The sequence below is a fragment of the Pseudomonas sp. 203-8 genome, assembly GCF_020708595.1.
Classification (GTDB): domain Bacteria; phylum Pseudomonadota; class Gammaproteobacteria; order Pseudomonadales; family Pseudomonadaceae; genus Pseudomonas; species Pseudomonas aeruginosa.
Map to the genome: position 1 here is coordinate 331,989 of NZ_JAJFDF010000003.1, position 25,731 is coordinate 357,719.

Genomic DNA, 25,731 nt, shown 5'->3' on the forward strand with positions numbered 1-25,731 from the left:
GCCTTGTGTCCGGGACAGCGGCGAAGCCGGCTTACTTCTTCGTGCCGAAGCTCTGGATCAGGTTGGCGTACGCCGGCAGGTGGCCGCCGAGGATGGCACCGAAGCCTTCGATGTCGTTGCGCCAGTCGCGGTGCAGTTCGCAGCCGACGCTGAACCAGTTCATCAGTTGCGCGCCGGCGGCGGTCATGCGCGCCCAGGCGGCGTCGCGCACCACCGGGTTGAAGGTGCCGGAGGCGTCGGTGACGACGAATACGTCAAACCCCTCCTCCAGGGCCGAGAGGGTCGGGAAGGCTACGCAGACATCGGTCACCACGCCGGCGATGATCAGTTGCTTCTTGCCGGTGGCCTTGACCGCCTTGACGAAGTCCTCGTTGTCCCAGGCGTTGATGTTGCCGGGGCGGGCGATGTACGGGGCCTGCGGAAACATTTCCTTGAGTTCCGGCACCAGCGGGCCGTTGGGGCCATCCTCGAAGCTGGTGGTGAGGATGGTCGGCAGGTTGAAGAACCTGGCGATGTCGGCCAATGCCAGGACGTTGTTCTTGAACTCGTCCGGGCTGAAATCGCGGACCAGGGAGAGCAGGCCTGCCTGGTGGTCGACGAACAGCACCGCCGCATCGTTCTTGTCGAGTCGCTTGTAGGTGAAGGACATGGTGTTTCTCCGGTCTCGGGCGGCGTCCGTCGCCGCGCGGTGTGAAACGAAGCGCCTCCTGGGAGGCAAGCATGGGCGGTCTCGGGAGCGCACGCCGCCCATCAAGAGTAGTGACAGCGACAGCGATTTACCGCCCGGTAAAATGCGAAAACGGTGTTCTCGATACGAGAACAATGCCATTCCCCGGGCGCGCTACGCTTGCCCTGCCATTGTCTTTCCCGCACGTTCGACGCGCGCACCCCCTTACCAGGAGTTCTCCCGCATGCGACAGTCTGCCTCCCGATTGTTTCGAGATTCGCCATGAGCCTGCGCCTTGAAGACATACAGGCCTTCCTCAACGTGGTCGAGCTGGGCAGCATCAGCGCCGCCGCCGAACGCATGAGCCTGTCCAAGTCCGTGATCAGCAAACGCGTCAGCGACCTGGAGCGCCATCTCGGCGTGCGCCTGCTCTACCGCTCGACGCGCAACGTCGAGCCGACCGAGGCCGGCGGCTTCTTCTACAAGTCGGCCAAGGCCTCGCTGCAGGACCTGAACAACGCCGCGGAAAGCGTGGCCCTGCGCGAGAACGACCTGTGCGGGGAATTGCGGGTGATGGCGCCGATGAGCTTCGGCACGCTCTGGCTGGGGCCGCTGGTGATGGAATTCATGGCGCGCAACCCGCGCCTGGAAGTGGTCCTGCAACTGGACGACCGGATCGTCGACTTCGAGAAGGAAGGCTACGACCTGGCGATCCGCATCACCCGCCTGCAGGACAGCTCGCTGATCGCCCGCCAACTGGGCACCAGCCGCCGGGTAGTGTGTTGCAGCCCGGAATACCTGGAACGGCACGGCCCGCTGCAACGCATCGAAGACATCCTCTGCCATCCCTGCATCGGCTACAGCCACAACACCCCGTCGCAGCTATGGAGCTTCGAGCCGCGGGTGGCCGGCGAGCCGGCGCGGATGATCACCCCGCGCGGACGCTTCAACACCAACAACGGCCAGACCATGCGCGACGCCGCGGTGCGTGGCCTGGGCCTGGCGATGCTGCCGCTGTTCATCGCCGCCGAGGACCTGGCCGCCGGCCGGCTGGTCGAGGCCCTGCCGCAGGAGCGGCCGCTGGACGACCTGATCTACGCCATGTATTCGCGAGCGGCAACCCTCTCGCCGAAGGTGAAGCTGTTCGTCCAGTTTCTCCAGCAGGCCCTGGGCAGCCCGCCGTGGGGCGTGCGCTGAGCCTCGCTCAGCGCTTGCGACAGACGCTCAGCCCGTCGCCGATCGGCAGCAGCGAGTAGTCCACCCGCGCGTCGTTCTTCAGCGCCAGGTTGAGCTGCTGGATGCCGCGGGTATCCGCACTCTTCGGCTGCGCTTCGAGCACCCGGCCGCTCCACAGCACGTTGTCGAAAAGCACCAGCCCACCCTGGCGCACCAGCGCCAGCGCGGCCTCCAGGTATTCGGGGTAGTTGGCCTTGTCGGCGTCGATGAAGGCCAGGTCGAATTGCCCGGCCAGGCCTTCGTCGAGCAACGCACGCAGGGTTTCCAGGGCGGGCCCGAGGCGTAGCTCGATGCGCTCCTCGACAGCGGCTTCGCGCCAGTAGCGGCGCGCAGTCAGGTGGTAGTCGCCGGGCAGGTCGCAACAGGTAAGACGCCCCTGCTCGCCAAGGGCGGTAGCCATGCACAGGGCGCTGTAGCCGGTGAAGGTGCCGACCTCCAGCGCCCGCCGCGCGCCGATCAGGGTCAGCAGCAAGGCGATGAACTGGCCCTGCTCGGGGGCGATCTGCCAGCGTGCGTTGGGCAGCTTCGCGGTTTCCTCGCGCAGGCGGGTCATCAGCGGGGTTTCCCGCAGCGAAACGTCCAGCAGGTAGCGATAGAGGTTGTCGTCGAGATTGAGGGTGCGGGTGGTCATGATGGCCCCGGACCTCCCCGCCTCAGGGCACCCGCGCCAACGGCGACGGCGCGACCAGCACGCGCTTGGCGTCCAGGTACGCGCGTTGCCAGTAGCTGTTCTGCAGGCTGTCCAGGCGCACCGTGCCGCCGGTGCGCGGCGCATGCACGAAGCGACCCTCGCCGACGTAGATGCCGGCATGGCTCACGGTGCGACCACCGGAGGTGGCGAAGAACACCAGGTCGCCGGTCTGCAGGGCCTGCACCGGCACGCTGGGCGCGCGCATGGAAATCATCTCGCGGGTCGAGCGCGGCAGCTTGATGCCGGTCATGTCGCGGTAGACGAAGTTGATCAGGCCGCTGCAATCGAAGCCCGAATCGGGCGTGTTGCCGCCCCAGCGGTAGGGCGTGCCGACCAGGCCGAGGGCACGGAACAGCACATCGTCGGCGGCGGGCGAGAAATTCGTCGCCGGACGGAATACGACCTGTTTGGCGGGCGCGGGGGGCGGCGCTTTGCTGGCGCAGGCGGTAAGCAGCGCAGCAAAGGCGAGGATCGAGAATCGGGCCAGTGCATGCATAGTGGAAGCCTTCCTGGTGAGGAATGCTTCCACTTTGCTACGACAAGGAGTTAAACGCAATACTTAAAGTAAAACTTTAAGTTTAGCGCTTGCTCGTCAGGGCATCCTTGTAGCCGGGTTCGAGCACCCGCTTGGCTTCCATGTAGCTCAGGCTCCAGTAGCTGGAGTCCAGGCTGTCCACCCGCACCCCGCCGCCGCGACGGCTGGCGGAATGGATGAACTGGCCATCGCCGATGTAGATGCCGGCGTGGCTGACGCGGCCACGGCCACGGTTGTTGAAGAACAGCAGGTCGCCGGGCTGCAGCTCGTCCTTGGAGACCAGCGGTACGTCCATATCGATGAGTTCGCGGGTGGAGCGCGGCAGCTTGATGCCGGCCTCCTCGCGGAACAGGTAGCCGACGAAGCCGCTGCAATCGAAGCCTTTCGCCGTCGTACCGCCGAAACGGTACGGCGTACCGATCAGTTCGAAAGCGCGCTCGAGGATGCTGGACGCCAGCGCAGGCGTACCAGCCGATGAATTGTCCGCCCCTTCGTCCTCAACATCCTGCCAAGCGATCGCGTCGCGTTCGACGTCGATGCTGCTCTTGGCTGCGGTCGGCTCTTTGGCGACCTGCGGCTCCGGCGAATGGCTGGCGCAAGCGGCCAGCAGCAGAACGAAACTCATGGGCACGAGGGGTGCTAAGCGTTTAAGCATGGGCACGACCGTGTCTCATTAGTTTTACTAGCGGGCTAATTTGCCTTCTCGATCAATCCTATGCAAGTTTTTTATCGATAAATGTGACTTACCACCTGCGGCATGATGTCTAAGGCTCGTCCTGTCATTTTCACATGGACCCGCTCGCTGAGGTCGGTCACGCCAGGATTCACCTCCGCGGTGAAGCCTCCCGCCTGCCGCGTGCGCAGCACCGGTTCGACGATATAGGGGAAGCTCGCGGTGGTTCCCACCACCAGCACCGCATCGAAGCCTTTGCGCAATTCGCGGTACAGGGTATCGATCGCCTCTTCCGGCAACATTTCCTCGAACAGCACCACCGGCGGCCGCAGCACCCCACCGCAAGCGGCGCAGCGCGGCGGCAACTGGCCGTGCAGATGCTCCTCCAGGCCGCCGCTCTCGGCACCGCAGGACTGGCAGTAGAGCGGCGCCAGTTCGCCATGGATCTCGATCAGCCGCTCGGCCGGCGAGCCGGCCTGGCGATGGAAGCCGTCGATGTTCTGGGTCAGCACCCAGCATTCCGGCTTGTGCTTCTGCAACTCGGCGATGGCTTCGTGGCCGGCGTTGGGTCGGGCCGCCAGGCAAGCCTTGCCAAGTTCCGCGAGGTACTTCCAGCACAGCGCCGGATCGCGCCGCAGCATCGGTCCGGAAAGTGCCGCCTCGATCGGCAGGCCCTCTTCCGTGCGACCGTTGTAGAGACCGCCGAGGCCGCGATAGGTGGGCATACCGGAGTCCGCGGAGAGGCCGGCGCCGGTGATGACCAGGATGCGTTCGGCGCGCCGCAGGGCCTGGGCGACGGTGGCGATCGGGCTGTGGCTGTCCATGGTTGGCTCCTGTCAGGCTGGCGGATCGAGGGAAGCCGGCAAGCCGAGCCGGCGCATGCGCCCGAGCAGGGTCGTGCGCGGAATCCGCAACCGGGCGGCGGCCCGGGAGAGATTGCCGCGCGCCTGGCGCAAGGCGTCTTCTATCAGGTTGCGCTCCTGTTGCGCCAGCGCCTCGCGCAGGCCTCCGACCGCCGCGCTGTTCATCGAGAGCGCGGCCTCGCCGCCCACGGCCTCGGCGCCGTCGTCGGCGAACGCCACCTCATCCAGCAGTGCGCCGCCCTCCCCGTGCAGCAACAGGCTGCGCCGGATCACGTTTTCCAGTTGCCGGACGTTGCCCGGCCAGTCGCAGGCCAGCAACTGCGCCAGCGCCCGCTCGCCAAGAGCGGTGACACGCGGGTTGAGGCTGCGCGCATCGCGACGGACGAACGCCCGTGCCAGCAGTTCCACATCGCCGGGGCGCTCGCGCAGCGGCGGGATGCACAGGCTGCCCACGTCCAGACGGTAGTACAGGTCCTCGCGCAGGCGTCCCTCGGCGATCGCCTGGCGCGGCGGCTGGTTGCTCGCCGCGATCAGGCGCACATCGGCCCGCTGCGGGCTCAGGCTGCCCAGAGGCAGGTAGCTGCCGTCCTGCAGGACCCGCAGCAGCTTGCTCTGCATGGCCATCGGCATGGAATTGATCTCGTCGAGGAACAAGCTGCCGCCCTGCGCCAGGGCGAACATGCCCTTGCGGTTCTCGGCGCCGGTGAAAGCGCCGCGGGTGGTGCCGAACAGGGTACTTTCCAGCAGCGTCTCGGGAATCGCTGCGCAGTTCAGGCTGATCATCGGACCGCTGCGTCGCGGGCTCAGGGCATGGGCGCGACGGGCGAACAGTTCCTTGCCGGTGCCGGTCTCGCCATGGATCAGCAGCGGCAGGTCGGTGGCCGCGAAAACGTCCAGACGCTGCAACTGCCGCAGCAGGCTCGGCGCCACGCTCAGGATGTTCGGGCAATCCGCCAGGCCTGCGGCCTCTTCGGTCTCGGCGACGACTTCGCCGAGCTCCATCGCGCCGAGCAGGCAACCGTCGCGCCCGCGCAGCGGGATCGCCCGGTGGCGATACTGCAACAGCTCGCCGCCGGCCCCCACGTAGGCCTGCAGCGTATCGATCGACGGCCGCCCTTCGGCCAGGCAACGCAACAGCGTGCTTTGCTCGGCCGCCAGCCAGGGAGCGCTCTGCAACAGGTGCATACCCAACGCCCGCTGCGGGTCGAGACCATCGAGCAGGCCGCTGGCACGGTTGTAGTAGACGAAGCGACCGGAGGGGTCGACCACCGTGACCGGTTGCCGCAGGCCGTCGAAAATCGGCGCCAGGCAGTCCACCAACCAGGCCAGTTCACCGCTTCGCGTGGAAATCGTCGGCTCCTCGACAAGCGCCATGCTCTCCCCCTCGGTTTCCCGGATGTCGAAATCTCGTCAGTTGACCCATCTTCGACGCAGCGCGACCGAGCATCCTTGGCGTGGATCAACCAAGCCCTCGGAAAACCAGGAAAATCCTCCGATTTATCAAGGATTTCCAAGGCAATTCCCGGGCGTTGGCTGGCGCGTGGCTTGCAACGACCTCGTCGTCCCCACACGAGGAAAATCGTCATGTTCAAGCACATCATCGCTCGCACGCCCGCCCGCAGCCTGGTCGACGGCCTGACCTCCAGCCACCTCGGCAAGCCGGACTACGCCAAGGCCCTGGAGCAGCACAACGCCTACATCCGCGCCTTGCAGACCTGCGACGTGGACATCACCCTGCTGCCGCCGGACGAACGCTTCCCCGACTCGGTGTTCGTCGAGGACCCGGTGCTCTGCACCTCGCGCTGCGCCATCATCACCCGCCCCGGCGCCGAATCGCGGCGCGGCGAGACCGAGATCATCGAGGAAGCCGTGCAGCGCTTCTATCCGGGCAAGGTCGAGCGCATCGAGGCACCCGGCACGGTGGAAGCCGGCGACATCATGATGGTCGGCGACCACTTCTACATCGGCGAATCGGCCCGCACCAACGCCGAGGGCGCCCGGCAGATGATCGCGATCCTGGAGAAACATGGCCTCAGCGGCTCGGTGGTGCGCCTGGAAAAGGTCCTGCACCTGAAGACCGGGCTCGCCTACCTGGAACACAACAACCTGCTGGCCGCCGGCGAGTTCGTCAGCAAGCCGGAGTTCCAGGACTTCAACATCATCGAGATCCCCGAAGAGGAGTCCTACGCCGCCAACTGCATCTGGGTCAACGAAAGGGTGATCATGCCCGCCGGCTATCCCCGGACCCGCGAGAAGATCGCCCGCCTCGGCTACCGGGTGATCGAGGTGGACACCTCCGAATATCGCAAGATCGACGGCGGCGTCAGTTGCATGTCGCTGCGCTTCTGAACCATGCCGCGGCGGACCGACCCGCCGCCTCCCGCCGTCGCACCCCGGCGCAGGCTCCGCCTGCGCCTGGCGCGACATACCGGATGCAGTTTCGGAGGTGCCACATGGCCGATTCGGACAAGGGAAAACTGGGGCTGCCGGCGCTGACTGCGCTGGTGGTGGGCGGCATCATCGGTAGCGGCATCTTCAGCCTGCCGCAGAACATGGCCGAAGGCGCAGGCGCCGGCGCGATCCTGATCGCCTGGGCGATCACCTTCGTCGGCATGCTGACCCTGACGCGGATATTCCAGTGGCTGTCGACCACCCGCCCCGAACTGGACGACGGCGTCTACGGCTACGCCCGCGAAGGCTTCGGCGAATACCTGGGGTTCAATGCCGCCTGGGGCTACTGGATTTCCGCCTGGGTCGGCAACGCCGGCTACCTGGTGGTGCTGTTCAGCGCCCTCGGCTCGTTCGGCGCGCTGGCCTTCTTCGGCGACGGAACCACCTGGCCGGCGCTGCTCGGCGAATTGACGGTGCTCTGGCTGATGCATGCCTTCGTCCTCCACGGCGTGCACAACGCGGCGATCACCAACGCCATCGTGACCCTCGCCAAGGTGGTGCCGATCGCCCTGTTCATCCTCTGCGTAGCCCTGGCCTTCCGCATCGAGACCTTTCACCTGGACTTCTGGGGCAGCCCGGCCCTGGGCAACGTCACCCGCCAGGTGGAAACCACCATGCTCTACACCGTCTGGGTATTCCTCGGCATCGAGAGCGCCACGGTCTATGCCAGCCACGCGCGGCACGCGGCCGATGTCAGCCGCGCAACCCTGCTCGGCTTCGTGGTCACCCTGCTGTTGCTGGTCTGCGTCTCGGTGCTGTCGCTGGGCGTGGTGCCGCAGCACGAACTGGCGCAGATGAAGAACCCCTCGATGGCCCAGGTGATGGCCGCGGCGGTGGGCCCCTGGGGCGCCACGCTGATCAACGTCGGGTTGATCGTCTCGGTCGGCGGCGCGCTGCTGGCCTGGACCATGCTCGCGGTGGAAATGCTCTACCTGGCCAGCCGTGGCCCAACGCACACCGCGCCGGCACTGTTCGGCCGCACCAATGCGGTGGAAACCCCGGCGCCGGCACTGTGGCTGACCAGCACGCTGATCTCTGCGCTGCTGCTGGTGGCCTTCCTCAACGCCTCGGGCTACAACGCGCTGATCCAGTTGGCCACCTCGATGGCGCTGATCCCCTACCTGCTCTGCGCCGGCTTCTGCCTGAAGCTGGTGGCGCGCCGCCCGCACTCGGGCGCGATGCTGGCGCTGGCGCTGTTGGGGACGCTCTACGGGGTCTGGCTGATCTACGCCGCCGGGCTGAAATACCTGCTGCTGTCGATGATCCTCTACGCGCCAGGCCTGGGCTTCTTCCTGCATGCCCGTCGCCAGCGCGGCCTGCCGGCGTTTGGCAATCGCGCCGAAGGCAGCGTCGCGGCGCTGGTGCTGGTCCTCGCGCTGGCGGCGCTGTGGATGATCGGCAGCGGTCGGCTGAGCCTCTAGCTCAATGATTGACCGTATGTGCCAGCATCACCGACAGCTGGCACAGCGGCCGGCCGCTCTCCTCGCGCCACTGGTTGAAGGCGGCCTGCACGGCCGCCAGGTCCTTGAGGCTGGTGGGCGGTTTGTCGATGATCTCCTGGGCCTTCAGCGCGGCGACCATGTCGTCGCTGGGAATGAAGGTGTCCTTGCCGGCCATCCGCAGGAAACGCGGCGCCGACAAGCCGCCGAGCTGGTTGCCGCGCTTGCTCAGCAGCTTCCACAGGCCGACGATGTCGGTTTCCGGCCAATCCGCGAGGAAGTTGCCGAAGCTGCCATGCTCGCGGGCCAGGTCGAGCACCATCTGCGCATTGCGCGGCACGCTCTTGAGCTTGCCCAGGTGGCGGATCAGGCGGGCGTCCTGCATCAGCCGCTCGAGATGCTCGGCGCTCATGAGCACGACCTTCTGCGGATCGAAGCCGAAGAACACTTCCTCGAAGGCCGGCCACTTGGCGTCCACCAGGCTGTGCTTGAGGCCGGCGCGGAAGATCCGCAGGCTGATCAGCGACAGGTAGCGGTCGTCACCCACCGCGCGCAGCTCGGCGGCGCTCTTCGGCTGCGGCAGGCGCGCTTCCAGCGCCTCCCTGGAGCCGAAGCGGTTCAGGCAGTATTCGTACATCCAGGCGTAGTCGCGCATCGGGAATCCTTGCAGACCGGAGAGAAGAACTGACCCGCGGCGCGGCTCATAGGTTCATCACGTCAAGGAAGCGCGGCGTGGCGTTCTCGTCGATGCGCAGGTTGGCGAAGTCGAACAGGTTGCGGTCGGCCAGTTGCGACGGCACCACGTTCTGCAGGGCGCGGAACATGATCTCGGTACGCCCCGGCGACTTGCGTTCCCATTCCAGCAGCATTTCCTTGACCACCTGGCGCTGCAGGTTCTCCTGCGAACCGCAGAGGTTGCAGGGGATGATCGGAAACTCCTTGAGCTGGGAATAGGCCTCGATGTCCTTCTCGCTGCAATAGGCCAGCGGCCGGATCACCACGTTGCGCCCGTCGTCGGCCAGCAGCTTCGGCGGCATGGCCTTCAGGGTTCCGCCGTAGAACATGTTGAGGAAGAAGGTCTCGAGGATGTCGTCGCGATGGTGACCGAGGGCCATCTTGGTCGCGCCGATCTCGTCGGCGAAGGTGTACAGCGTGCCACGGCGCAGGCGCGAGCACAGCGAGCAGGTGGTCTTGCCTTCCGGGATCTTCTCCTTGACCACCGAGTAGGTGTCCTTCTCGACGATGTGGTACTCGACGCCGATCGACTTCAGGTACTCCGGCAGGACGTGCTCGGGAAAACCGGGCTGCTTCTGGTCCATGTTCACCGCGACGATCTCGAAGCGGATCGGCGCGACCTTCTGCAGGTAGAGCAGGATGTCGAGCATGGTGTAGCTGTCCTTGCCGCCGGACAGGCAGACCATGACCTTGTCGCCATCCTCGATCATGTTGAAGTCGGTGATGGCCTCGCCGGCCAGGCGGCGCAGGCGCTTCTGCAGTTTGTTCTGATTGACCGAAAGGGTGCCCATGGTGCTCTGGAATCCGGGTGTTCGAGGAGAAAAGCTGGCTATTTTACGCACAAAGCGACGCCGACCCCAGCCCCTCCCGACGCCCGATGCTAGTCTTGTCCCATGACTCCCGACCTCGACCACCGCCTCGACCTCGCCGGGCAGATCCTCTGCCTGCTGCGCGAGCATCCCGAGGGGCTTTCCGAATACCAGTTGATCCAGCTGCTGAAGGCCCGCCATTCGACGCATATCCCCCATCGCGAACTGGCCGACAAGCTGGTGCTGTTCCGCACCCATTTCCTCCTGTTCAACGCGCTCTACCACCTGCGCGACCACCTCTGGGCCGAGCGCGAGGCGCACCTGGAGATCAGCCCGCTGAGCCTGCGCCTGCATCCTTACGTGGATGGCACGCAGGCGCTGGAACAGGGCGATCCGCTGCGCGACTACTACCTCGACCTGCGTCACCTGGGGGAGACCAACGAGGCCGACGTCGAGCGGCTGCTGCAGAGTTTCTGGACGCGCATGCAGGGCAGCGAGGAGAAGGCCGCCGCCCTCGCCCTGTTCGAGCTGGAAGGCGCGGTCGACTATCCCGCCATCAAGCTGCGCTACCGGCAACTGGTCAGCCAGCACCATCCCGACCGCGGCGGCAGCACTGCGCGCCTGCAATCGATCAACAAGGCGATGGAAATACTGCAACGCTATTACAGCCGGCCGTGAAGCTTCGATTTGCTCTAAACCCGCGAGCGACGCGGGCTCGGGCCGTTCCTATACTGCGACATAAGGTCGCATAGGTCGGCCGAGCACCGGGTGGCGCTGTCCATGCGCGCCCGGCGCTTCGCTGGGGGGCGACCACATAAGAACGAGGAGGAAACGGCATGATCCATCATGTATGGGGGCTCTTCACCCATCCCGATCAGGAATGGCAGGAAATCCGTGGCGAAGAAGAAAGCATCAGCCACATGTACCTGACCCACATCCTGATCCTGGCTGCCATTCCGGCGATTTCCGCCTATATCGGCACGACCCAGGTCGGCTGGGTGGTCGGCGGCGGCGATCCGGTCAAGTTGACCCAGGCCAGCGCGTTGCAGATGACGGTCCTCACCTACCTGGCGATGCTCGCCGGGGTGGCGGTGATGGGCGCGTTCATCCACTGGATGGCGCGGACCTACGACGCCAACCCGAGCCTGACCCAGTGCATCGTGTTCGCCGCCTACAACGCCACGCCGCTGTTCATCGCCGGGCTGGCGGCGCTGTATCCGCACCTCTGGCTGGGAATGATCGTCGGGGTGGCGGCGATCAGCTACACGGTCTACCTGCTCTACGTGGGGATTCCCACCTTCATGAACATCCACAAGGACGAAGGCTTCCTGTTCTCCAGCTCGGTGCTGGCGGTGGGCCTGGTGGTGCTGGTGGCGATGATCGCCCTGTCGGTGATCCTCTGGGGCAGCGGGGTCGGCCCGGAATACACCAGCTGACGTCCAGCGAACGCATCGTACGACCGGGCCGCGGGCAACCGCCGCCCGGTTTTTTCTTGCCCGCCGCCGCGCTTGCCTGATCCTGCACCCCGGACGAGCGGTCGTCCCGACGCCTGCGCCCGCCCTCCTGTCTCCGGCATAATCGCCCGCTGCTGGAGTCTTCCCGAATGCCCGAACACCTCAACGCCCGCGTCGAGGCCTGCTATCGGCAGGCCGAACACTTCTTCCAACGCAGCTTCCCCCGCCCGACCGTCAGCTTCCGCCTGCGCGGCCAGAAAGCCGGGGTCGCCCATCTCGACGAGAACCTGCTGCGCTTCAATCCCCAGCTGTACCGCGAGAACCGCGAGCACTTCCTGGAACAGACCGTGGCCCACGAAGTCGCGCACCTGATCGCGCACCAGTTGTTCGGCCCACGCATCCGCCCCCACGGCGAGGAGTGGCAGTTGATCATGCGCGGCATCTACGGCCTGCCGCCGGACCGCTGCCACACCTACGCGGTCAAGCGCCGCGTCACCACCCGCTACCTGTACCGCTGCCATTGCCCGGAGCACAACGACTTCCCGTTCTCCCCGCAACGCCACACCCTGGTGGCCAAGGGGCGCCGCTACTACTGCCGGCGCTGTAAGGCGACCCTGGTGTTCACCGGCGAAGTGCTCCGCGAGTGATTCAGGCGATGGCCCCGGCCGCCTTCAGCTCGGCGATCCGTTCGGCGGAGTAGCCCAGGCCTTCGAGCACCGCCACGGTGTCGGCGCCGAGCGCCGCGCCGATGTGGCGAGGCGCCGGCAGGCCGGCGGAAAACTTGATCGGACAGGCCATCTGCGCCTGGCTGCCGCCGTCCGCCAGCGGCACCCGGGCGACCAGCCCGCGCGCCTGCAACTGCGGGTGTTCCAGCGCCTCGGAGAGCGGCAGCAGCGGCTCCACGCAGGCATCCAGGGCGGCGAACACCGCCTGCCATTCGGCGAAGTCGCGTTTCTCGAACTCCATCTCGATCTCGCGCTTCAGCGCCCGCTGCTCTTCCGGCTTCGGCGACAGGCCGCGGGCGGCCAGTTCCGGGCGGCCGATGGCGGCGCAGAACTGCTGCATGAACTGCGGTTCCAGGCTGCCCACCGAGAACCAGCGGCCATCGCGGGTGCGGTAGTAGTCGTAGAAGCTGCCGCCGTTCAGCGCCAGCGCCTCCATCTCCGGCTCGACCCCGGCCGCGAGATAGCCTGCACCGGCCATGCCGTTCAGGCTGAAGGCGCAGTCGGTCATGCTGATGTCGACGAACTGCCCCTCGCCGGTCTGCTGTCGGTGGATGACCGCCGCCAGCAGGCCCATCACGCCATGCAGCGAACCACCGGCGAGGTCCGCCAGTTGTACCCCCAGCGGCAACGGGCCACGTTCGCGGCGCCCGGTGTAGCTGGCGACGCCGGCCAACGCCAGGTAGTTGATGTCATGCCCGGCGCGCTCGCGGTACGGCCCGGTCTGGCCGTAGCCGGTGATGGCCACGTAGATCAGCCGCGGGTTCGCCGCCTTCAGCGCCTCGTAGCCGACGCCGAGCTTGTCCATCACCCCCGGACGGAACTGTTCGAGGACGATGTCGTATTCGCGTACCAGCTCCAGCACCACCTCGCGTGCGCCCTGCCGCTTCAGGTCGAGGCCGATGGAACGCTTGTTGCGGTTCAGGTAGGCATGACTGGCCGAGGTGCCGTCGACGTGCGGCGGCAGCACCCGCACCAGGTCCATGCGCCCGGGCGACTCCACGCGCAGCACGTCGGCCCCCATGTCGGCCAGCAGCAGCGAGGCGAACGGCCCCGGCAGCAGGGTCGAGAAATCCAGCACTTTCAACGATGACAACGGGCCTTTCATGCTCCCTCCTCTGGGTCGCCGGGCATTGGTCGGGATCGCCTGCCGAGCAGCCTATCCGCCCGCCGCGCGGCGCGACATGGCCGTGGCGTCAGAGCTTCATGCCACGGCTGATGATCTCTTTCATGATCTCCGAGGTACCGGCGAAGATCCGCTGGATGCGGGCGTTGGCGTACATCCTGCAGATCGGATACTCCCACATGTAGCCCCAGCCGCCATGCAGTTGCACGCCTTCGTCGACCACCTTGCCCAGCAGCTCGGTGGTGAACAGCTTGGCTTCGGCGGCGACCTCGGGGGTCAGCTTCTTCTGGTTGTGGTCCATCACGCAGCGGTCGGTGAAGACCTGCGCCACGTCGATCTGGGTACGCATTTCGGCGAGCTTGAAGCGGGTGTTCTGGAAGTGCGCCACCGGCCGGCCGAAGGCCTGGCGCTCCTTCACGTAATCGATGGTCGCCTGCAACGCCGCCTCGGCCCCAGCCACCGCGCCGCAGGCGTTGGTCAGGCGTTCCTGGGCGAGCATGTTCATCAGGTAGAAGAAGCCGCCCTTGGCGTCGCCCAGCAGGTTTTCCTTCGGCACCCGCACATTGTTGAAGAACAGCTCGGCGGTGTCCTGGCTCTTCATGCCGAGCTTCTTCAGGTTGCGCCCGCGCTCGAAGCCTTGCATGCCGCGCTCCACCAGGAACAGGCCCATGGCGTGCTTGTTCGCCGGATCGGTCTTCGCCGCGACGATCACCAGGTCGGCCAGCAGGCCGTTGGAGATGAACACCTTGGAGCCGTTGAGCAGCCAGTGGTCGCCCTTGTCCACCGCGGTGCTGCGCATGCCGGCCAGGTCGGAGCCGGCGGACGGCTCGGTCATGGCCACGGCGAGGATGGTCTCGCCACGGACGATCCCCGGCAACAGGCGGGCCTTCTGCTCGGCGCTACCGTATTCGGCGATGTACGGCCCGCACAACGCCGAGTGCAGCGGGATCATGAAGCCCGGTTCGTTGATCCGCGCCAGCTCCTCGCACATGATCTGCTCGTAGCGGAAGTCCTTGAGCCCGGCGCCACCGTACTCCTCGTCCGCCCAGGGCAGCAGGAAGCCCATCTCCCCCGCCTTCCTCCAGACAGCGCGGTCGACCACCCCGGCCTCTTCCCAGGCGTCCTGGTGCGGCACCACCTCTTTGTCGAGAAAGGCGCGGAAGGCATCGCGGAACAGGTTGTGTTCGGTCTCGAAGATCTGCCGTTGCATGTACGGGGACTCCCTGCGGTCAGTGGTTCCGCAGGGTAGGCGGCGCCGGCCGGCGCCCTCAATGACGCGAGCGCTCAGGCTCGGTTGACCGAATCGGTCAGCTACCAGTCCATGCTCGCCGGCTGCACGCCCGGGTGGGACGGGAACAGCGGCAGCACCTCCTCGGCCAGTTCCTGGATGACTTCCGCTGCCGGCCTGGCGGCGAACTGGATGCCCAGGGCGGCATGGTTGACGCCCGCCGCGCGCCATTCGCCGAGCAGCTCGATCAGGCCGTTGCGCCCGGTGCGCAGGACGTAGCCGCCGTGCAACGGCGTACGCGGATACGCCGGGTCGTCCACCAGGTCCAGCCATTCGTTGGTCATGTGCGGGCGGAACCCGCCGTCCGCGATGGACATCCTCCAGGCGCGGATCTTCCGGGCCAGGCGACGTGGTCCGGACGCATCGACAGTCGACTCCGGATAGGTCAGCCAGCCATCCGCCTGGCGTGCCAGCCAGTCCGCCGGCTGCCGCGCGGAGCCGGTGACGACCAGCGGGATGGCGCCGGCCGGCGGACGCGGCAACAGTTCGGCGTCGTCCAGCGTACCGAGCGGCGAGGCGACGTGCCGGCAGCCGTGCAGCAGTTGGCGCAGATAGTCCAGGCCCTGGGCGAACCGCTCGCCGCGCTGCGCATGCTCCAACCCGTAGGCGGGGAACTCCACCGGCCGGTCGCCGGAGGCGAGGCCCAGCACCAGGCGTCCGCCGGACAACCGGTCGACGCTCGCCGCGGCCTTGGCCAGGTCGACCGGTTGGCGCAGGGCAAGCACCGCGCTGCCGGTGGCCAGGGCGATACGGCGGGTCCGCGCGGCCAGATAGCCAAGGTAGGTGAACGGGTCGAACACTTGTCCGGCATCGCCGAAGCGTGGGTCGAACAGCGGTACGTCGCGTACCCAGACGGCGGCGAATCCCAGTCGATCGATTTCTTCGACCAACCGCGCCTGGCCCAGCAGCACCCGCATGTCGCCCTGGTAGAAACGCAACGGCAGGAACAGGCCCAGGGTCAGCGCGTCTGCGGCGAACATGCGCCGATAGCCAGGGTGCCCGACGAAGGCCGGCGCCGAGGCGCCTTGCAGCAGGGCGCTCATGGACCCACCGCCGGTTCCGGCAGGAGGATCCCGCGCTGCACCGCAGGCCGCAGGGCCATGCGCCGGTGCCAGTCGTCCAGGTGGCGATAATGGCTGAAGTCGAAGTCGACGATCCGCGCCGTATGGGTCCAGCCGAAGGTGGCGATATCGGCGATGGAGTATTGCTCACCGGCCAGCCAGGGCCGTCCGGCCAGGCGCTGGTCGAGGGTGGCGAAAACCTCCTCGGAGAGCCGCCGATAGCGTTCGATGGCCGGCGGGTACCGCTCTTCGGCGAATATCTCGAAATGCACGCGCTGGCCGAGGATGGGCCCCATGCTGGAAGCATGGAAAGTCAGCCAGGTCAGGGCCTCCCAGCGTTCCCGGGGGGCGTCGGGAAGCAACCGCCCGCTGGTCTCCGCCAGGTACTGCAGGATCGCCGCCGACTCGAACAGGGTGATGCCGGCGGCCCGGTCTACCAGCACCGGTATCCGGCCATGTGGATTCAGGCGCAGGAATTCCGGGCGGCGTTGCTCGCCATGGTCGATGCGAACGTGGTGCAGTGCGTAGGGCAGCCCCAGTTCCTCGAGGGCGATGGTGATCTTGAATCCGTTGGGTGAACTGTCGCTGTAGAGCTGGAGGGAAGGCATGGCAAGTATCCTTGCAGCGCTGGACTATCCGGCGCCTGGGCGATGGGGGCGGCGCCGACCGGGGAAACCGCCTCGGCCGCTTCCCGCACACCGAAGAAAGCAGCTAGGCTAAAGTCTCTCGTTTCGCCACACATGCTGAAGCCCAGGCCGGCGGATGAAAAACGATCCTTTCTACAACCTGTTTATAGAAAAACTGAATTCATGGGTGCCGTCCTCCCGCTTCTCGCGCTACGCGCTTTCGTCGAAACCGCCCGCCATGGCAATCTCACCCGCGCGGCCGCGGCCATGGGCGTCACTCCCGGCGCGGTAAGCCAGCAGCTCAGGGCTCTGCAGGCGCGCACCGGCGTCGTCCTGTTCCAGCGCTTCAGCCATGGCATGCGCCTGACGCCGGAGGGCGAGCAGGTCTATCCCGGCCTCCGCCAGGCCTTCGAGCAGATCACCGCGAGCCTTGCCCAGCTGGAGGCGATCAATGCCCGCCAGACCCTCACGGTCAGCACCGAGCCCTCCTTCGCCGCCACCTGGCTGGTGCCGCGCCTCGGTCAATTCAGCGCGTCGCACCCGCAGGTGGAAGTCCGCGTGGAGGCTACGGCACTGCTCGCCGACCTGCGCCGGGAACGAATCGACGTCGCCATCCGCCACGGGCTCGGCGACTACCCCGGACTCGACGTGCAGGCACTGATGGCCCCGCCGCTGATCCCGGTGGCCAGCCCGCGCCTGCTGGCGGAAGGTCCTGAGATCCGCGAAGCGATCGATTGCCTGGCCTACCCACTGTTGCAGGAGTCGGAGCGCAATGACTGGCGCCTGTGGCTGCGGGCGATGGGGGTGGAGGACGACCCGCGCAGCGAGAGAGGTCCGGCTTTCGCCGACGACCTGCTGCTGGTTCGCGCCGCCGAGGCCGGCCAGGGTATCGCGCTGGTACGGGAGATCCATGCCCGCGCCGAGATCGCCAGCGGCCGCCTGGCGGTCGCCCTCGAGCGGCCCTGGCCGAGCCGCTTCGCCTATTACGCGGTGAGCCTGCCAGGAGCGGCGCAACGAGCGCCCCTCTCGCTGTTCCTCGCCTGGCTGCGCGAGCAGGCCGCCGCCGAGGCATAAAAAAACCCGCCACGAGGGCGGGTTCGAAGGGCGGCAGGGAGCTCTTCACTTCCCCCTGCCGAACAGGTTTGAGCTTAGACCGCTTCGCGGCCGCCCACCGGAATATCGCTGGCAGGCGACGAAGCGTTGCCCTCGCCGGCCAGTTCGCGCTGCAAGGTGCCCTCGTCGAGCTGCTTGCACCACTTGGAAACCACTACCGTGGCCACGCCGTTGCCGACCAGGTTGGTCAGCGCGCGGGCTTCGGACATGAAGCGGTCGATGCCGAGGATCAGCGCCAGGCCGGCGACCGGCAGGTGGCCGACGGCGGAAAGGGTCGCGGCGAGCACGATGAAGCCGCTGCCGGTGACGCCGGCGGCGCCCTTGGAAGCGATCAGCAGCACCAGCAGCAGGGTGATCTGGTGGGTGATGTCCATCGGCGTATCGGTGGCCTGGGCGATGAACACCGCGGCCATGGTCAGGTAGATCGAGGTGCCGTCGAGGTTGAAGGAGTAACCGGTGGGAATCACCAGGCCGACCACCGACTTGTTGCAGCCGAGCTTCTCCATCTTGTCGATCATCCGCGGCAGGGCCGACTCGGAAGACGAGGTGCCCAGCACGATCAGCAGTTCCTCGCGGATGTACCTGATGAAGCGCAGGATGCTGAAGCCGTGGGCGCGGGCGATGCCGCCGAGGACGATGAGCACGAACAGGATGCAGGTGATGTAGAAGCACAGCATCAGCTGGCCGAGCTGCACCAGCGAACCCACGCCGTAGGCGCCGATGGTGAAGGCCATGGCGCCGAACGCGCCGATCGGGGCGACCTTCATGATCACGTTGATGATGTTGAACATCACGTGGGAGACGCGCTCGATGAACTCGAACACCGGCTTGCCGTAGCTGCCCAGGCGATGCAGGGCATAGCCGAAGAGCACGGAGAAGAACAGGACCTGGAGGATGTCGCCGTTGGCGAACGCGCCGACCACGGTGCCGGGGATCACGTTCATCAGGAAGTCGACGGTGCTCTGCTTCTCGCCGGCAGCGGCGTAGGCAGCGATCTTGCTGGTGTCGAGGGTGTTCGGGTCGACGTGCATGCCGGCGCCCGGCTGGACCACGTTGACCACTACCAGGCCGATGATCAGGGCCACGGTGGAGACGACCTCGAAGTACAGCAGCGCCATGCCGCCGGTCTTGCCGACCGACTTCATGCTCTGCATGCCGGCGATGCCGGTGACCACGGTGCAGAAGATGATCGGCGCGATGGCCATCTTGATCAGTTTGACGAAGCCGTCGCCGAACGGCTTCATCGCCACCGCCGTTTCCGGGTACCAGTGGCCGAGCGCGATACCGATGGCGATGGCGACCAGAACCTGCACGTACAGGCTCTTGTAGAAGGGTTGTTTGGTCATGGGCAGAGTCCTCACGGGGGCGCTTCGCCAGTTCCCTGGAACGCGCTCACCGGTAGCGTTACCCCCCTTGCTGGGGAGATTTTTTGTCGTGAACCGCCGCGGCGGAACCTTGCCCAGGCATTGCAGAGGCTGTGCCAGGATGCTCTTTCTCTAAGTAAATCCTTATATATCAACAAGTTAAATAAAAAATGAAAATTGCATAGCGGGCTAAGCGTGGCGGATTACCGCCCGGCGGGCCGGCTGTGCCGCGCGAGCATGGCGGGAGTCCGCCACCACCCTTGTCGTCTTCCGGGTGGCGCCCTACCATCGCCGTTCCAACAACAAGGACGCCGCCATGCGTGAGCGCACCATCGCCAGCCATTTCGTCCGCGCCGCGTTGCGCGGGGCCACGCGCCAAGGCCTGGACGGCCCCGCCCTGCTGCGTCGCGCCGGCATCCAGCCGGCCCTGCTGGACGAACCGCGGGCACGCATCGCGCCGGAGCAGTTCACCCGCCTGATGCAGTTGCTCTGGGAAGTGCTGGACGACGAATACATGGGCTTCGGCGAAGTCCGCAGCAAGCGCGGCACCTTCGCCATGATGTGCCACACCCTGATTCATTGCCGGACCCTGGAAAAGGCCCTGCAGCGCGGCGAACTGTTCTACGGCCTGTTCCCCCAGGCGCCGCTGATCCACCTGCGGCGCGAAGGCGACCTGGTGCGCCTGAGCCTCGAGGAACGCCACCTGTCGGACCCGGATCACTTCCTCGCCGAAAGCCTGCTGGTGATCTGGCACCGCCTCGCCAGTTGGCTGATCGGCCAGCGCATCCGCCTGGAGGAAGCCACCTTCAGCTACCCGGCGCCGGACCACCAGGCCGAGTACGACCTGCTGTTTCCCTGCCCCCGGCGGTTTTCCGCCGGCTGCACCAGCCTGCTGTTCGCCGCCCGCTACCTGGGCATGCCGCTGCTGCAGGACGAACGCACCCTCAAGCAGTTCCTCCAGCACTCTCCCGCCGACCTGCTGGCGCGCCCGGACGGCGGCGACAGCCTGACCAGCCAGATCCGCCGCCTGCTCGGCCGCGACTGCCGGCACTGGCCAGACCTCGACCAGGTCGCCCGCCAACTGCACATGAGTTCGCAGACCCTGCGACGCCACCTGCGCGAGGAAGGCGGCAGCTTCCAGCAACTCAAGGACCACCTGCGCCGCGACCTGGCGATCTACCACCTGGGTCGGGACGAGCTATCGATCCAGGACATCGCCGAGCAGCTCGGCTTTTCCGAGCCCTCGGCCTTCCATCGCGCGTTCAAGAAGTGGACCGGCCTCACCCCCGGCGCGTACCGGCACCAGGCGGAAGCCTGAAGCTCAGCCCAGCTCCTGGCGACGAAGCCCGCTGCGCAGTTGGTCGAGCACCGTGGCGAACGGCTGCGGCCGCCCGACCGCGTAGCCTTGGGCGAAATCCACCCCGAGGCGCGCCAGGTGATCGAGGATTTCCCGGCTCTCGACGAACTCGGCCACGGTCACCGCGCCCAGGCGGTGGGCGATCTGGTTGATGGAGTCGACGATGGCCTGGTCCACCGGGCTCTTGTCAAGGTTGCGGACGAAGCTGCCGTCGATCTTGATCACGTCGACGACAAAATTCTTCAGGTAATTGAAGGAACTCAGGCCGGAGCCGAAGTCGTCCAGCGCCACCTTGCAGCCGAGGTCGCGCAGCTTGGCGACGATCCGCGAAGCCACCGACAACTGGTTCATCAACGCCGTCTCGGTCAGCTCGAAGTACAGGCGCTCCGGCCTCAGCGGCGAGTGTTCGATGCGATCCAGCAGGTAAGGCAGGAACAGCGGGTCGTTGAGCGAGTTGCCGGACAGGTTGATGCCGATGCTCAGGCCCTCCACCGCGGCGATCCGCGCGCCGAAGTTGATCAGCGCCTCGTTGATCACCCAGCGGTCGATGCTGGCCATCAGGTTGAAGCGCTCGGCGGCCGGGATGAAGGCGCCCGGCGGAGTCATCTGGCCATCCGGATCGTACAGTCGCAGCAGCAGCTCGTAGTGCCGGTCCCCGTCGCGGCGGGGGCCGACCGGGACGATCTCCTGCGCCTGCAACTGGAAGCGGTCGTTCTCCAGGGCCTCGCGCAGCCCGCTGGCGAGGAGTATGTCACGGTGCTGGCGCTCCACTTCCTCATGGCCGAACTGGTACACCGAAACCCGGTTGCGCCCGGCATGCTTGGCCGCGTAGCAGGCCACGTCGGCCTGGCTCATCAGTTCGCTGGTGCTGCGCGAGGTGGCGGTAAGGGCGGTGATACCGATGCTCGCGCCCACGTCGTAGAGCCGCCCTTCCCAGGGGAAGCGCACCGAGCAGATCTGCTCGATGAGCTTGCTCGCCACCTGCTCCGCCTCCGCCAGGTCGCAATCGAACAGCAGCAGGCCGAACTCATCGCCGCCCAGCCGCGCCAGGGTGTCGGAGGCGCGGGTGCGGTCGGCGAGAATCCGGCTCAGCTCGCGCAGCAGCATGTCGCCCGCCGCGTGCCCGGCGGAATCGTTGACCACCTTGAAGCGGTCGAGGTCGATGAAGCACAGCGCATGCTGGGTCGCCCGCTCCTGGGCGTTGGCCAGGGCGCGTTGCAGCTCCTCCTCGAACTTGGTGCGGTTGAACAGCCCGGTGAGGGCATCGTGGGAGGCGTGATAGCTCAGCTCGCGCTGCATCGCCCGGGCCTTGGTGACGTTCTGGAACACCAGCACGGTGCCGATGATCTCGCCATCGCGGGTGCGCACCGGCGCCGCGCAATTCTGGATATCGTGCTGCTCGCCCTTGCGGCTGATCAGCGTGGCGCCGTCCTCCAGGTAGAACACCCGGGTGTTCTGCAGGCAGCGTCGCACCGGGCTTTCCAAGGCCTCGCCGGTGTCGCTGTCGAGCACGTTGAAGACCAGTTCGTGGGGCGCGCCGATGGCGTCCTGCAAGGTCCAGCCGGTCATCGCCTCGGCCACCGGGTTCATGAAGGTCACGCGGCCGCCGGCGTCGGTGGTCAACACGGCATCGCCGATGGAATACAGGGTCACCTGCAGGCGTTCCTTTTCCTCGTGCAGGGTTTCCGCCAGGGTGCGGATCTCGGTGATGTCGCTGTTGATGCCGATCATCCGCACCGGCCGATTGTCCTCGTCGCGCGTCAGCGTGGCGATCGCCCGCAGGTGGCGAACCTCGCGGTTGGGGCGGACGATACGGAACTCGCAGTCGAATTTCTGCAACCCGCTGACGGCGCGCTCCAGCTCGCGCAGCACGCGGTCGTGATCCTCGGCATGCAGGCTCGCCTTCCACTGCTCCACCGTGGTCTCCCCGGGACCGCTGCGGATGCCGTACAGGTCGAACATGCGGAAATCCCAGTGCAGGCGGTTGCGCGCCAGGTCCCACTCCCAGATGCCGATCTGCCCGGCGTCGGTGGCCAGCTTGATCCGTTCGGCGAGACGCTCGCGCTCCAGCTCGGCACGCTTGCGACTGTCGATATCCTCCACCTGGGTGACGAAGTACTGGGCGACTCCCTCCTCATCGCGCACCAGCGACACGCTGATGCGCGCCCAGAAGGTTTCGCCGTCCTGGCGCAGGTAGCGCTTCTCCATCTGGTAGGAGTTGATACGCCCGGCGAGCAGGTCGCGCACCAGGTCGAGGTCCAGTTCCAGGTCGTCCACATAGGTGATCTCCTGGAACGACAGCTCGCCCAGGCGTTCGGCGGAATAGCCGAGCATCCGGCACAGCGCCTCGTTGACCTTGAACAGCCGCCCCTCCAGCGACACCAGGGCCATGCCGATCGCCGAGAATTCCATGGCGCCGCGGAACTGCGCCTCGCCGATGGCCACCTGATGCTGCTCGCGGCGGCTGCGCTCCATGATCACCGAGACCAGGAAGGCGGGAATGAGGGTCAAGGCCATCGGCAGGTACAGCAGCGGCTCGCCGAAACGTTGCTGGGACGACTCGGGGACGAACACGCCGAGGGCGATCAGCACGGCGATGAAACAGGTGTTCAGGCAACCGATCAGCGCGGTACCGAACACGCTGGTGCTGGCGGCGGCCACCAGCAGCGGCAGGAGCACGTAGATGAAGGCGTAGGGCAGGCGCGTCAGGGCCACGAAGCTGATCACCAGGGTCACCAGCAGGAGCATCGCGTTGTCCACTCCCGCCCGCCCCGACAGAGCGTGACGCCAGGCCGCCAGGTTGCTGGCCATGCATAACGGCAGCAGCGCGAGCATGCCCATCGCATCGCCCACGTACCAGCGCGCCCACATTTCCGGGAAACGCCCCATGCCGAAGACGCTGACCAGCACCGCGCCCACCGAGGCGCCGAGCAAGGGCGGAATCAGCGCGCCGGCCCAGAGCACGCGAACCGCCGAATGCAGGTTGAATTCGAAGTCCTCGCGCACCCGGTTGATGCGTAACAGCATCGCGGCGAAGATCGCTTCGCTCAGGTTGGCCGGCAGGAACGCCGCGCTCATCCACAGGCTGTCGCCATACAGGCGGTTGGCCGCCAGGTTGGCCACGGCGGAGCAGAGCAGGATCGCCGGCCACTGGCGCAGCGGCGCGCGCAGCAGGGCGGCGGTGAGGATCGCGTTGGGCAGCCAGATCGCAGCGATGGTGGCGGGCTGGCGCGACAGGTAGATGCAGGCCAGGGCGGCGAGAAAGAACAGCACACCGGCCTGGATGCCCGCCCACAAGCCCCTGTCGTCGGTTTTGCCACTGAACATCCGCTCGAATCCCCGGTACCTGCGTCAAAGGAACTGCGCCAGCCGAACAGACTTCAGCGTAGCGCGGAAACACCTCAGACGTAGGTAACGGCCGCCAAGTCTCAGACTGTAGCGAAACGTATGCGGAAGCAGGCGCCGCCCAGCTCGGAATCGTCCAGGCTCAGTTCGCCGTCGTAGCTCTCGATGATGTCCAGCGCCACGGCCAGGCCGATGCCCTGCCCCGGGTGCTGGGTATCGGCGCGCTCGCCGCGGCGGATGATTCGTGCGCGCTGTTCGGCAGGCACTCCGGGACCGTCGTCCTCGACCCACAGCTCCGAGTAACCCGGCCCCAGCCGGGCGCCCACGCGGACCCGGCCCAGGCACAGGCGATAGGCGTTCTCCAGCAGGTTGCCGAGCAGTTCCAGCAGCGCGCCGCGCTCCACCGGCACGCTGAAGGACGGCGAGAAGTCCCGCTGCAGGCTTACCCGCTTGTCGCGATAGACCTTGTCCAGCGCGTCGCACAGGGTCTCCACCAGCGGCGCCAGTTGCTCGCGATGGCGTACCAGGCCGCTCTTGCGCAGGCTGGCGCGCTGCAACTGATAGCCTATCTGCTGGCTCATGCGCTCGATCTGGCCCTGTAGCACCCGCACCTGCTCGCGGTTGCCGGGCTCCTCGGCGAGCTGGTCGCCGACCCCCTGCAAGACCGCCAGCGGCGTCTTCAGACTGTGCGCCAGGTCGCCGAGGGAGTGGCGGTAGCGCTCGCGCTGCTTGTGCTCGCTGCGCAACAGGCGGTTCAGCGAGTGGGTCAGGCGCAGCAGCTCGCGCGGATGCTCCTCGCTCAGGCTCTCGCGCTCGCCGGATTCGATCTGGTCCAGCTCGGAACTCAACCCGCGCATCGCCCGGAAGCCCCAGGTCAGACCCAGCCAGAGCAGCCCGAGCAAGACCAGCAGGGCGCCGCCGAGCCACAGGTAGAGCTGCTCGCGGAACCCCTTGAGCAGGCTCTCGAACTCGCTGACCGATTGCATGGTGACGATGCTGTAGGCCGCCTGCTTGCCGCGCAGCAGGTCGATCTCGACGTCGAACACGAAGAACTCCTCGCCCTTCGCATCGCGGGTGGTGTGGAATTCGTTGCCGCGGCCGTCGTAGCGCGGCGTGTAGTTGATCGACTCGTCGGCCGCCGAGGTGGAGCGCCAGAGCAGATCGCCATTCTGGTCGTAGATATAGCCGAGGACCTTGGCCTCCGGCAGGTTGAACTCCTCCACCGGCAGGTGCTCGGGCATCACCAGGCGGCCCTTCTCCACCCGCGCCGCCGAGACCAGGGTCGCCACGTCGGCGGCCAGGCGCTGCTCGATGGTGTTCTCCAGAGCGATGCCGAAGGCCCGCTGCAGGGCCGGCAGCAGCGCCAGCATGAACAGCACCGCCAGGGCGGCGGCGCCGAGCATCAGACGGATGCGCAGGGAACGGATCACCGGCAGCGCTCGGTGAACAGGTAGCCCTGGCCGCGCACCGTATCGATCGGCTTGAAGCCGCCGCAGGCCTCCAGCTTGCGCCGCAGGCGGCCGACCAGCACCTCGATGACGTTGGCGTCGCGCTCCTCGTCGTCGGGATAGAGCTGTTCCATCAGGCGTTCCTTGGCCACCACCTGCTGGTGATGCCGCATGAGGTATTCGAGGATGCGGTATTCGTAGGCGGTCAGCGCCACCGGTTGCTCCTCGACCAGCGCCTGCTTGCGGTTCAGGTCGAGGACCAGGGGGCCGGCCTCGATGGTCGACTGGACGAACCCCGAGGAGCGTCGCAGCAACGCGTTCAGGCGCGCTTCCAGTTCCTCGAACTGGAACGGCTTGACCACATAGTCGTCGGCCCCGGCGGCCAGGCCTTCGACCTTGTCCTGCCAGTTGCCGCGGGCGGTGAGGATCAGGATCGGGAAGGACTTGCCCTGCGAACGCAGCTCGCGGATCAGGTCCAGGCCGCTCATGCCCGGCAGGCCGAGGTCGATCACCGCCAGGTCGTGGTGGTATTCGCTGACCCGGTAGAGGGCTTCCTCGGCATCCGGTACCGCGTCCACCACGTGCCCCTGTTCACCCAGGCGGGTATAGAGGTGGTGGCGCAACAGCGCCTCGTCTTCCACTACCAGCAGTTTCATGAGGTTCCTCCGGATGAGATGCGGCCGGACCTTCCGGCCCGGCCATCGAAGCATGCCCTCGCGGGCGCTGCG

The 25,731-nt window shown here is 66.7% G+C and carries 24 protein-coding genes; 8 read left to right on the forward strand and 16 right to left on the reverse strand.

Features of this window, described 5'->3' with window-relative positions:
• Positions 1-31: 31 nt before the first annotated feature.
• Entirely contained in the window at positions 32-649 is a 618-nt protein-coding gene (gene ycaC / locus LJF27_RS08310; RefSeq protein WP_003082476.1) for an isochorismate family cysteine hydrolase YcaC, read from the reverse strand.
• Between the two features lie 300 nt (positions 650-949).
• On the opposite strand from ycaC, the gene LJF27_RS08315 reads away from it, so the two are divergent.
• Entirely contained in the window at positions 950-1,864 is a 915-nt protein-coding gene (locus LJF27_RS08315; RefSeq protein ID WP_003082475.1) for a LysR family transcriptional regulator, read from the forward strand.
• Between the two features lie 7 nt (positions 1,865-1,871).
• On the opposite strand, the gene LJF27_RS08320 is transcribed toward LJF27_RS08315, so the two are convergent.
• From LJF27_RS08320 to ddaR, 5 genes are all read right to left on the reverse strand, one after another.
• Positions 1,872-2,534 carry an O-methyltransferase gene (locus LJF27_RS08320; protein ID WP_003086626.1) on the reverse strand — a complete coding sequence of 221 codons (663 nt, stop codon included), beginning with the start codon at positions 2,532-2,534 and terminating at the stop codon, positions 1,872-1,874.
• A 22-nt stretch (positions 2,535-2,556) separates the two neighbouring features.
• The gene (locus tag LJF27_RS08325; RefSeq protein ID WP_003082473.1) at positions 2,557-3,090 is read right to left on the reverse strand and encodes a C40 family peptidase; all 534 of its coding nucleotides are present in this window, start codon (positions 3,088-3,090) and stop codon (positions 2,557-2,559) included.
• Positions 3,091-3,172: 82 nt separating this feature from the next.
• Positions 3,173-3,790, reverse strand: a complete 618-nt coding sequence (locus LJF27_RS08330; protein ID WP_003082470.1) for a C40 family peptidase — start codon at positions 3,788-3,790, stop codon at positions 3,173-3,175.
• Positions 3,791-3,855: 65 nt separating this feature from the next.
• Complete coding sequence (locus LJF27_RS08335; RefSeq protein ID WP_023116688.1) at positions 3,856-4,626, reverse strand: NAD-dependent deacylase; 771 nt, start codon at positions 4,624-4,626, stop codon at positions 3,856-3,858.
• 12 nt (positions 4,627-4,638) lie between these two features.
• Positions 4,639-6,039 (reverse strand): transcriptional regulator DdaR, encoded by a 1,401-nt coding sequence (ddaR, locus tag LJF27_RS08340; protein ID WP_003112458.1) that lies wholly within the window; start codon positions 6,037-6,039, stop codon positions 4,639-4,641.
• A 210-nt stretch (positions 6,040-6,249) separates the two neighbouring features.
• On the opposite strand from ddaR, the gene ddaH reads away from it, so the two are divergent.
• Both ddaH and LJF27_RS08350 read left to right on the forward strand, forming a co-directional pair.
• Positions 6,250-7,014 carry a dimethylargininase gene (gene ddaH / locus LJF27_RS08345; RefSeq protein WP_014603162.1) on the forward strand — a complete coding sequence of 255 codons (765 nt, stop codon included), beginning with the start codon at positions 6,250-6,252 and terminating at the stop codon, positions 7,012-7,014.
• Positions 7,015-7,118: 104 nt separating this feature from the next.
• Complete coding sequence (locus tag LJF27_RS08350) at positions 7,119-8,537, forward strand: basic amino acid/polyamine antiporter (RefSeq protein WP_023116689.1); 1,419 nt, start codon at positions 7,119-7,121, stop codon at positions 8,535-8,537.
• A 1-nt stretch (position 8,538) separates the two neighbouring features.
• Here the strand turns inward: LJF27_RS08350 and LJF27_RS08355 are convergent, their stop codons facing one another.
• Together LJF27_RS08355 and ttcA are read right to left on the reverse strand one after the other, a co-directional pair.
• Positions 8,539-9,210, reverse strand: coding sequence for a DNA-3-methyladenine glycosylase I (locus tag LJF27_RS08355; RefSeq protein WP_003082464.1), 672 nt, complete (start codon positions 9,208-9,210; stop codon positions 8,539-8,541).
• Positions 9,211-9,256: 46 nt separating this feature from the next.
• Complete coding sequence (gene ttcA / locus LJF27_RS08360) at positions 9,257-10,081, reverse strand: tRNA 2-thiocytidine(32) synthetase TtcA (RefSeq protein WP_003082462.1); 825 nt, start codon at positions 10,079-10,081, stop codon at positions 9,257-9,259.
• A 102-nt stretch (positions 10,082-10,183) separates the two neighbouring features.
• Between ttcA and LJF27_RS08365 the strand changes: the two genes are divergently transcribed.
• The 3 genes from LJF27_RS08365 (at position 10,184) to LJF27_RS08375 (ending at position 12,200) form a co-directional block, all read left to right on the forward strand.
• Positions 10,184-10,777, forward strand: a complete 594-nt coding sequence (locus LJF27_RS08365; protein ID WP_023096896.1) for a DNA-J related domain-containing protein — start codon at positions 10,184-10,186, stop codon at positions 10,775-10,777.
• A 158-nt stretch (positions 10,778-10,935) separates the two neighbouring features.
• Positions 10,936-11,535, forward strand: coding sequence for a Yip1 family protein (locus LJF27_RS08370; RefSeq protein WP_003082455.1), 600 nt, complete (start codon positions 10,936-10,938; stop codon positions 11,533-11,535).
• Between the two features lie 167 nt (positions 11,536-11,702).
• On the forward strand, positions 11,703-12,200 hold the full coding sequence (locus LJF27_RS08375) for a SprT family zinc-dependent metalloprotease (RefSeq protein WP_003116346.1): 498 nt from the start codon (positions 11,703-11,705) through the stop codon (positions 12,198-12,200).
• Position 12,201: 1 nt separating this feature from the next.
• Here LJF27_RS08375 and LJF27_RS08380 read toward each other — a convergent pair whose 3' ends face one another.
• The 4 genes from LJF27_RS08380 to LJF27_RS08395 all read right to left on the reverse strand — a co-directional run bounded on the left by LJF27_RS08380 (position 12,202) and on the right by LJF27_RS08395 (position 16,358).
• Positions 12,202-13,383 carry a CaiB/BaiF CoA transferase family protein gene (locus tag LJF27_RS08380; RefSeq protein WP_003082450.1) on the reverse strand — a complete coding sequence of 394 codons (1,182 nt, stop codon included), beginning with the start codon at positions 13,381-13,383 and terminating at the stop codon, positions 12,202-12,204.
• An 88-nt stretch (positions 13,384-13,471) separates the two neighbouring features.
• On the reverse strand, positions 13,472-14,611 hold the full coding sequence (locus LJF27_RS08385) for an acyl-CoA dehydrogenase family protein (RefSeq protein WP_003123130.1): 1,140 nt from the start codon (positions 14,609-14,611) through the stop codon (positions 13,472-13,474).
• 101 nt (positions 14,612-14,712) lie between these two features.
• Positions 14,713-15,732: an LLM class oxidoreductase gene (locus LJF27_RS08390; protein ID WP_003112461.1), complete on the reverse strand. Its 1,020-nt coding sequence runs from the start codon at positions 15,730-15,732 to the stop codon at positions 14,713-14,715.
• Complete coding sequence (locus LJF27_RS08395) at positions 15,729-16,358, reverse strand: glutathione S-transferase family protein (protein ID WP_003112463.1); 630 nt, start codon at positions 16,356-16,358, stop codon at positions 15,729-15,731. Before LJF27_RS08395 ends, LJF27_RS08390 begins: the two co-directional genes overlap by 4 nt.
• A 201-nt stretch (positions 16,359-16,559) precedes the next feature.
• On the opposite strand from LJF27_RS08395, the gene LJF27_RS08400 reads away from it, so the two are divergent.
• Positions 16,560-17,450 carry a LysR substrate-binding domain-containing protein gene (locus LJF27_RS08400; RefSeq protein ID WP_003109209.1) on the forward strand — a complete coding sequence of 297 codons (891 nt, stop codon included), beginning with the start codon at positions 16,560-16,562 and terminating at the stop codon, positions 17,448-17,450.
• Positions 17,451-17,524: 74 nt separating this feature from the next.
• Here the strand turns inward: LJF27_RS08400 and dctA are convergent, their stop codons facing one another.
• Complete coding sequence (dctA, locus tag LJF27_RS08405; RefSeq protein WP_003082442.1) at positions 17,525-18,835, reverse strand: C4-dicarboxylate transporter DctC; 1,311 nt, start codon at positions 18,833-18,835, stop codon at positions 17,525-17,527.
• Positions 18,836-19,169: 334 nt separating this feature from the next.
• Between dctA and LJF27_RS08410 the strand changes: the two genes are divergently transcribed.
• Positions 19,170-20,171, forward strand: coding sequence for an AraC family transcriptional regulator (locus LJF27_RS08410; protein ID WP_003116342.1), 1,002 nt, complete (start codon positions 19,170-19,172; stop codon positions 20,169-20,171).
• 3 nt (positions 20,172-20,174) lie between these two features.
• Here LJF27_RS08410 and LJF27_RS08415 read toward each other — a convergent pair whose 3' ends face one another.
• The 3 genes from LJF27_RS08415 to phoP form a co-directional block, all read right to left on the reverse strand.
• On the reverse strand, positions 20,175-23,537 hold the full coding sequence (locus tag LJF27_RS08415) for a diguanylate cyclase (protein ID WP_003086577.1): 3,363 nt from the start codon (positions 23,535-23,537) through the stop codon (positions 20,175-20,177).
• Between the two features lie 101 nt (positions 23,538-23,638).
• Positions 23,639-24,985, reverse strand: a complete 1,347-nt coding sequence (phoQ, locus tag LJF27_RS08420; RefSeq protein ID WP_003082438.1) for a two-component system sensor histidine kinase PhoQ — start codon at positions 24,983-24,985, stop codon at positions 23,639-23,641.
• Positions 24,982-25,659, reverse strand: coding sequence for a two-component system response regulator PhoP (gene phoP / locus LJF27_RS08425; protein WP_003082436.1), 678 nt, complete (start codon positions 25,657-25,659; stop codon positions 24,982-24,984). The genes phoQ and phoP overlap by 4 nt, the downstream gene beginning before the upstream one ends.
• Between the last annotated feature and the right edge of the window lie 72 nt (positions 25,660-25,731).

Excerpts from the sequence above, each read along its gene's own strand:
- ycaC (WP_003082476.1), bottom strand. The coding sequence starts at position 649 with ATGTCCTTCACCTACAAGCGACTCGACAAGAACGATGCGGCGGTGCTG.
- LJF27_RS08315 (WP_003082475.1), top strand. The coding sequence starts at position 950 with ATGAGCCTGCGCCTTGAAGACATACAGGCCTTCCTCAACGTGGTCGAG.
- LJF27_RS08320 (WP_003086626.1), bottom strand. The coding sequence starts at position 2,534 with ATGACCACCCGCACCCTCAATCTCGACGACAACCTCTATCGCTACCTG.
- LJF27_RS08325 (WP_003082473.1), bottom strand. The coding sequence starts at position 3,090 with ATGCATGCACTGGCCCGATTCTCGATCCTCGCCTTTGCTGCGCTGCTT.
- LJF27_RS08335 (WP_023116688.1), bottom strand. The coding sequence starts at position 4,626 with ATGGACAGCCACAGCCCGATCGCCACCGTCGCCCAGGCCCTGCGGCGC.
- ddaR (WP_003112458.1), bottom strand. The coding sequence starts at position 6,039 with ATGGCGCTTGTCGAGGAGCCGACGATTTCCACGCGAAGCGGTGAACTG.
- ddaH (WP_014603162.1), top strand. The coding sequence starts at position 6,250 with ATGTTCAAGCACATCATCGCTCGCACGCCCGCCCGCAGCCTGGTCGAC.
- LJF27_RS08350 (WP_023116689.1), top strand. The coding sequence starts at position 7,119 with ATGGCCGATTCGGACAAGGGAAAACTGGGGCTGCCGGCGCTGACTGCG.
- LJF27_RS08355 (WP_003082464.1), bottom strand. The coding sequence starts at position 9,210 with ATGCGCGACTACGCCTGGATGTACGAATACTGCCTGAACCGCTTCGGC.
- ttcA (WP_003082462.1), bottom strand. The coding sequence starts at position 10,081 with ATGGGCACCCTTTCGGTCAATCAGAACAAACTGCAGAAGCGCCTGCGC.
- LJF27_RS08365 (WP_023096896.1), top strand. The coding sequence starts at position 10,184 with ATGACTCCCGACCTCGACCACCGCCTCGACCTCGCCGGGCAGATCCTC.
- LJF27_RS08370 (WP_003082455.1), top strand. The coding sequence starts at position 10,936 with ATGATCCATCATGTATGGGGGCTCTTCACCCATCCCGATCAGGAATGG.
- LJF27_RS08375 (WP_003116346.1), top strand. The coding sequence starts at position 11,703 with ATGCCCGAACACCTCAACGCCCGCGTCGAGGCCTGCTATCGGCAGGCC.
- LJF27_RS08380 (WP_003082450.1), bottom strand. The coding sequence starts at position 13,383 with ATGAAAGGCCCGTTGTCATCGTTGAAAGTGCTGGATTTCTCGACCCTG.
- LJF27_RS08385 (WP_003123130.1), bottom strand. The coding sequence starts at position 14,611 with ATGCAACGGCAGATCTTCGAGACCGAACACAACCTGTTCCGCGATGCC.
- LJF27_RS08390 (WP_003112461.1), bottom strand. The coding sequence starts at position 15,732 with ATGAGCGCCCTGCTGCAAGGCGCCTCGGCGCCGGCCTTCGTCGGGCAC.
- LJF27_RS08395 (WP_003112463.1), bottom strand. The coding sequence starts at position 16,358 with ATGCCTTCCCTCCAGCTCTACAGCGACAGTTCACCCAACGGATTCAAG.
- LJF27_RS08400 (WP_003109209.1), top strand. The coding sequence starts at position 16,560 with ATGGGTGCCGTCCTCCCGCTTCTCGCGCTACGCGCTTTCGTCGAAACC.
- dctA (WP_003082442.1), bottom strand. The coding sequence starts at position 18,835 with ATGACCAAACAACCCTTCTACAAGAGCCTGTACGTGCAGGTTCTGGTC.
- LJF27_RS08410 (WP_003116342.1), top strand. The coding sequence starts at position 19,170 with ATGCGTGAGCGCACCATCGCCAGCCATTTCGTCCGCGCCGCGTTGCGC.
- LJF27_RS08415 (WP_003086577.1), bottom strand. The coding sequence starts at position 23,537 with ATGTTCAGTGGCAAAACCGACGACAGGGGCTTGTGGGCGGGCATCCAG.
- phoP (WP_003082436.1), bottom strand. The coding sequence starts at position 25,659 with ATGAAACTGCTGGTAGTGGAAGACGAGGCGCTGTTGCGCCACCACCTC.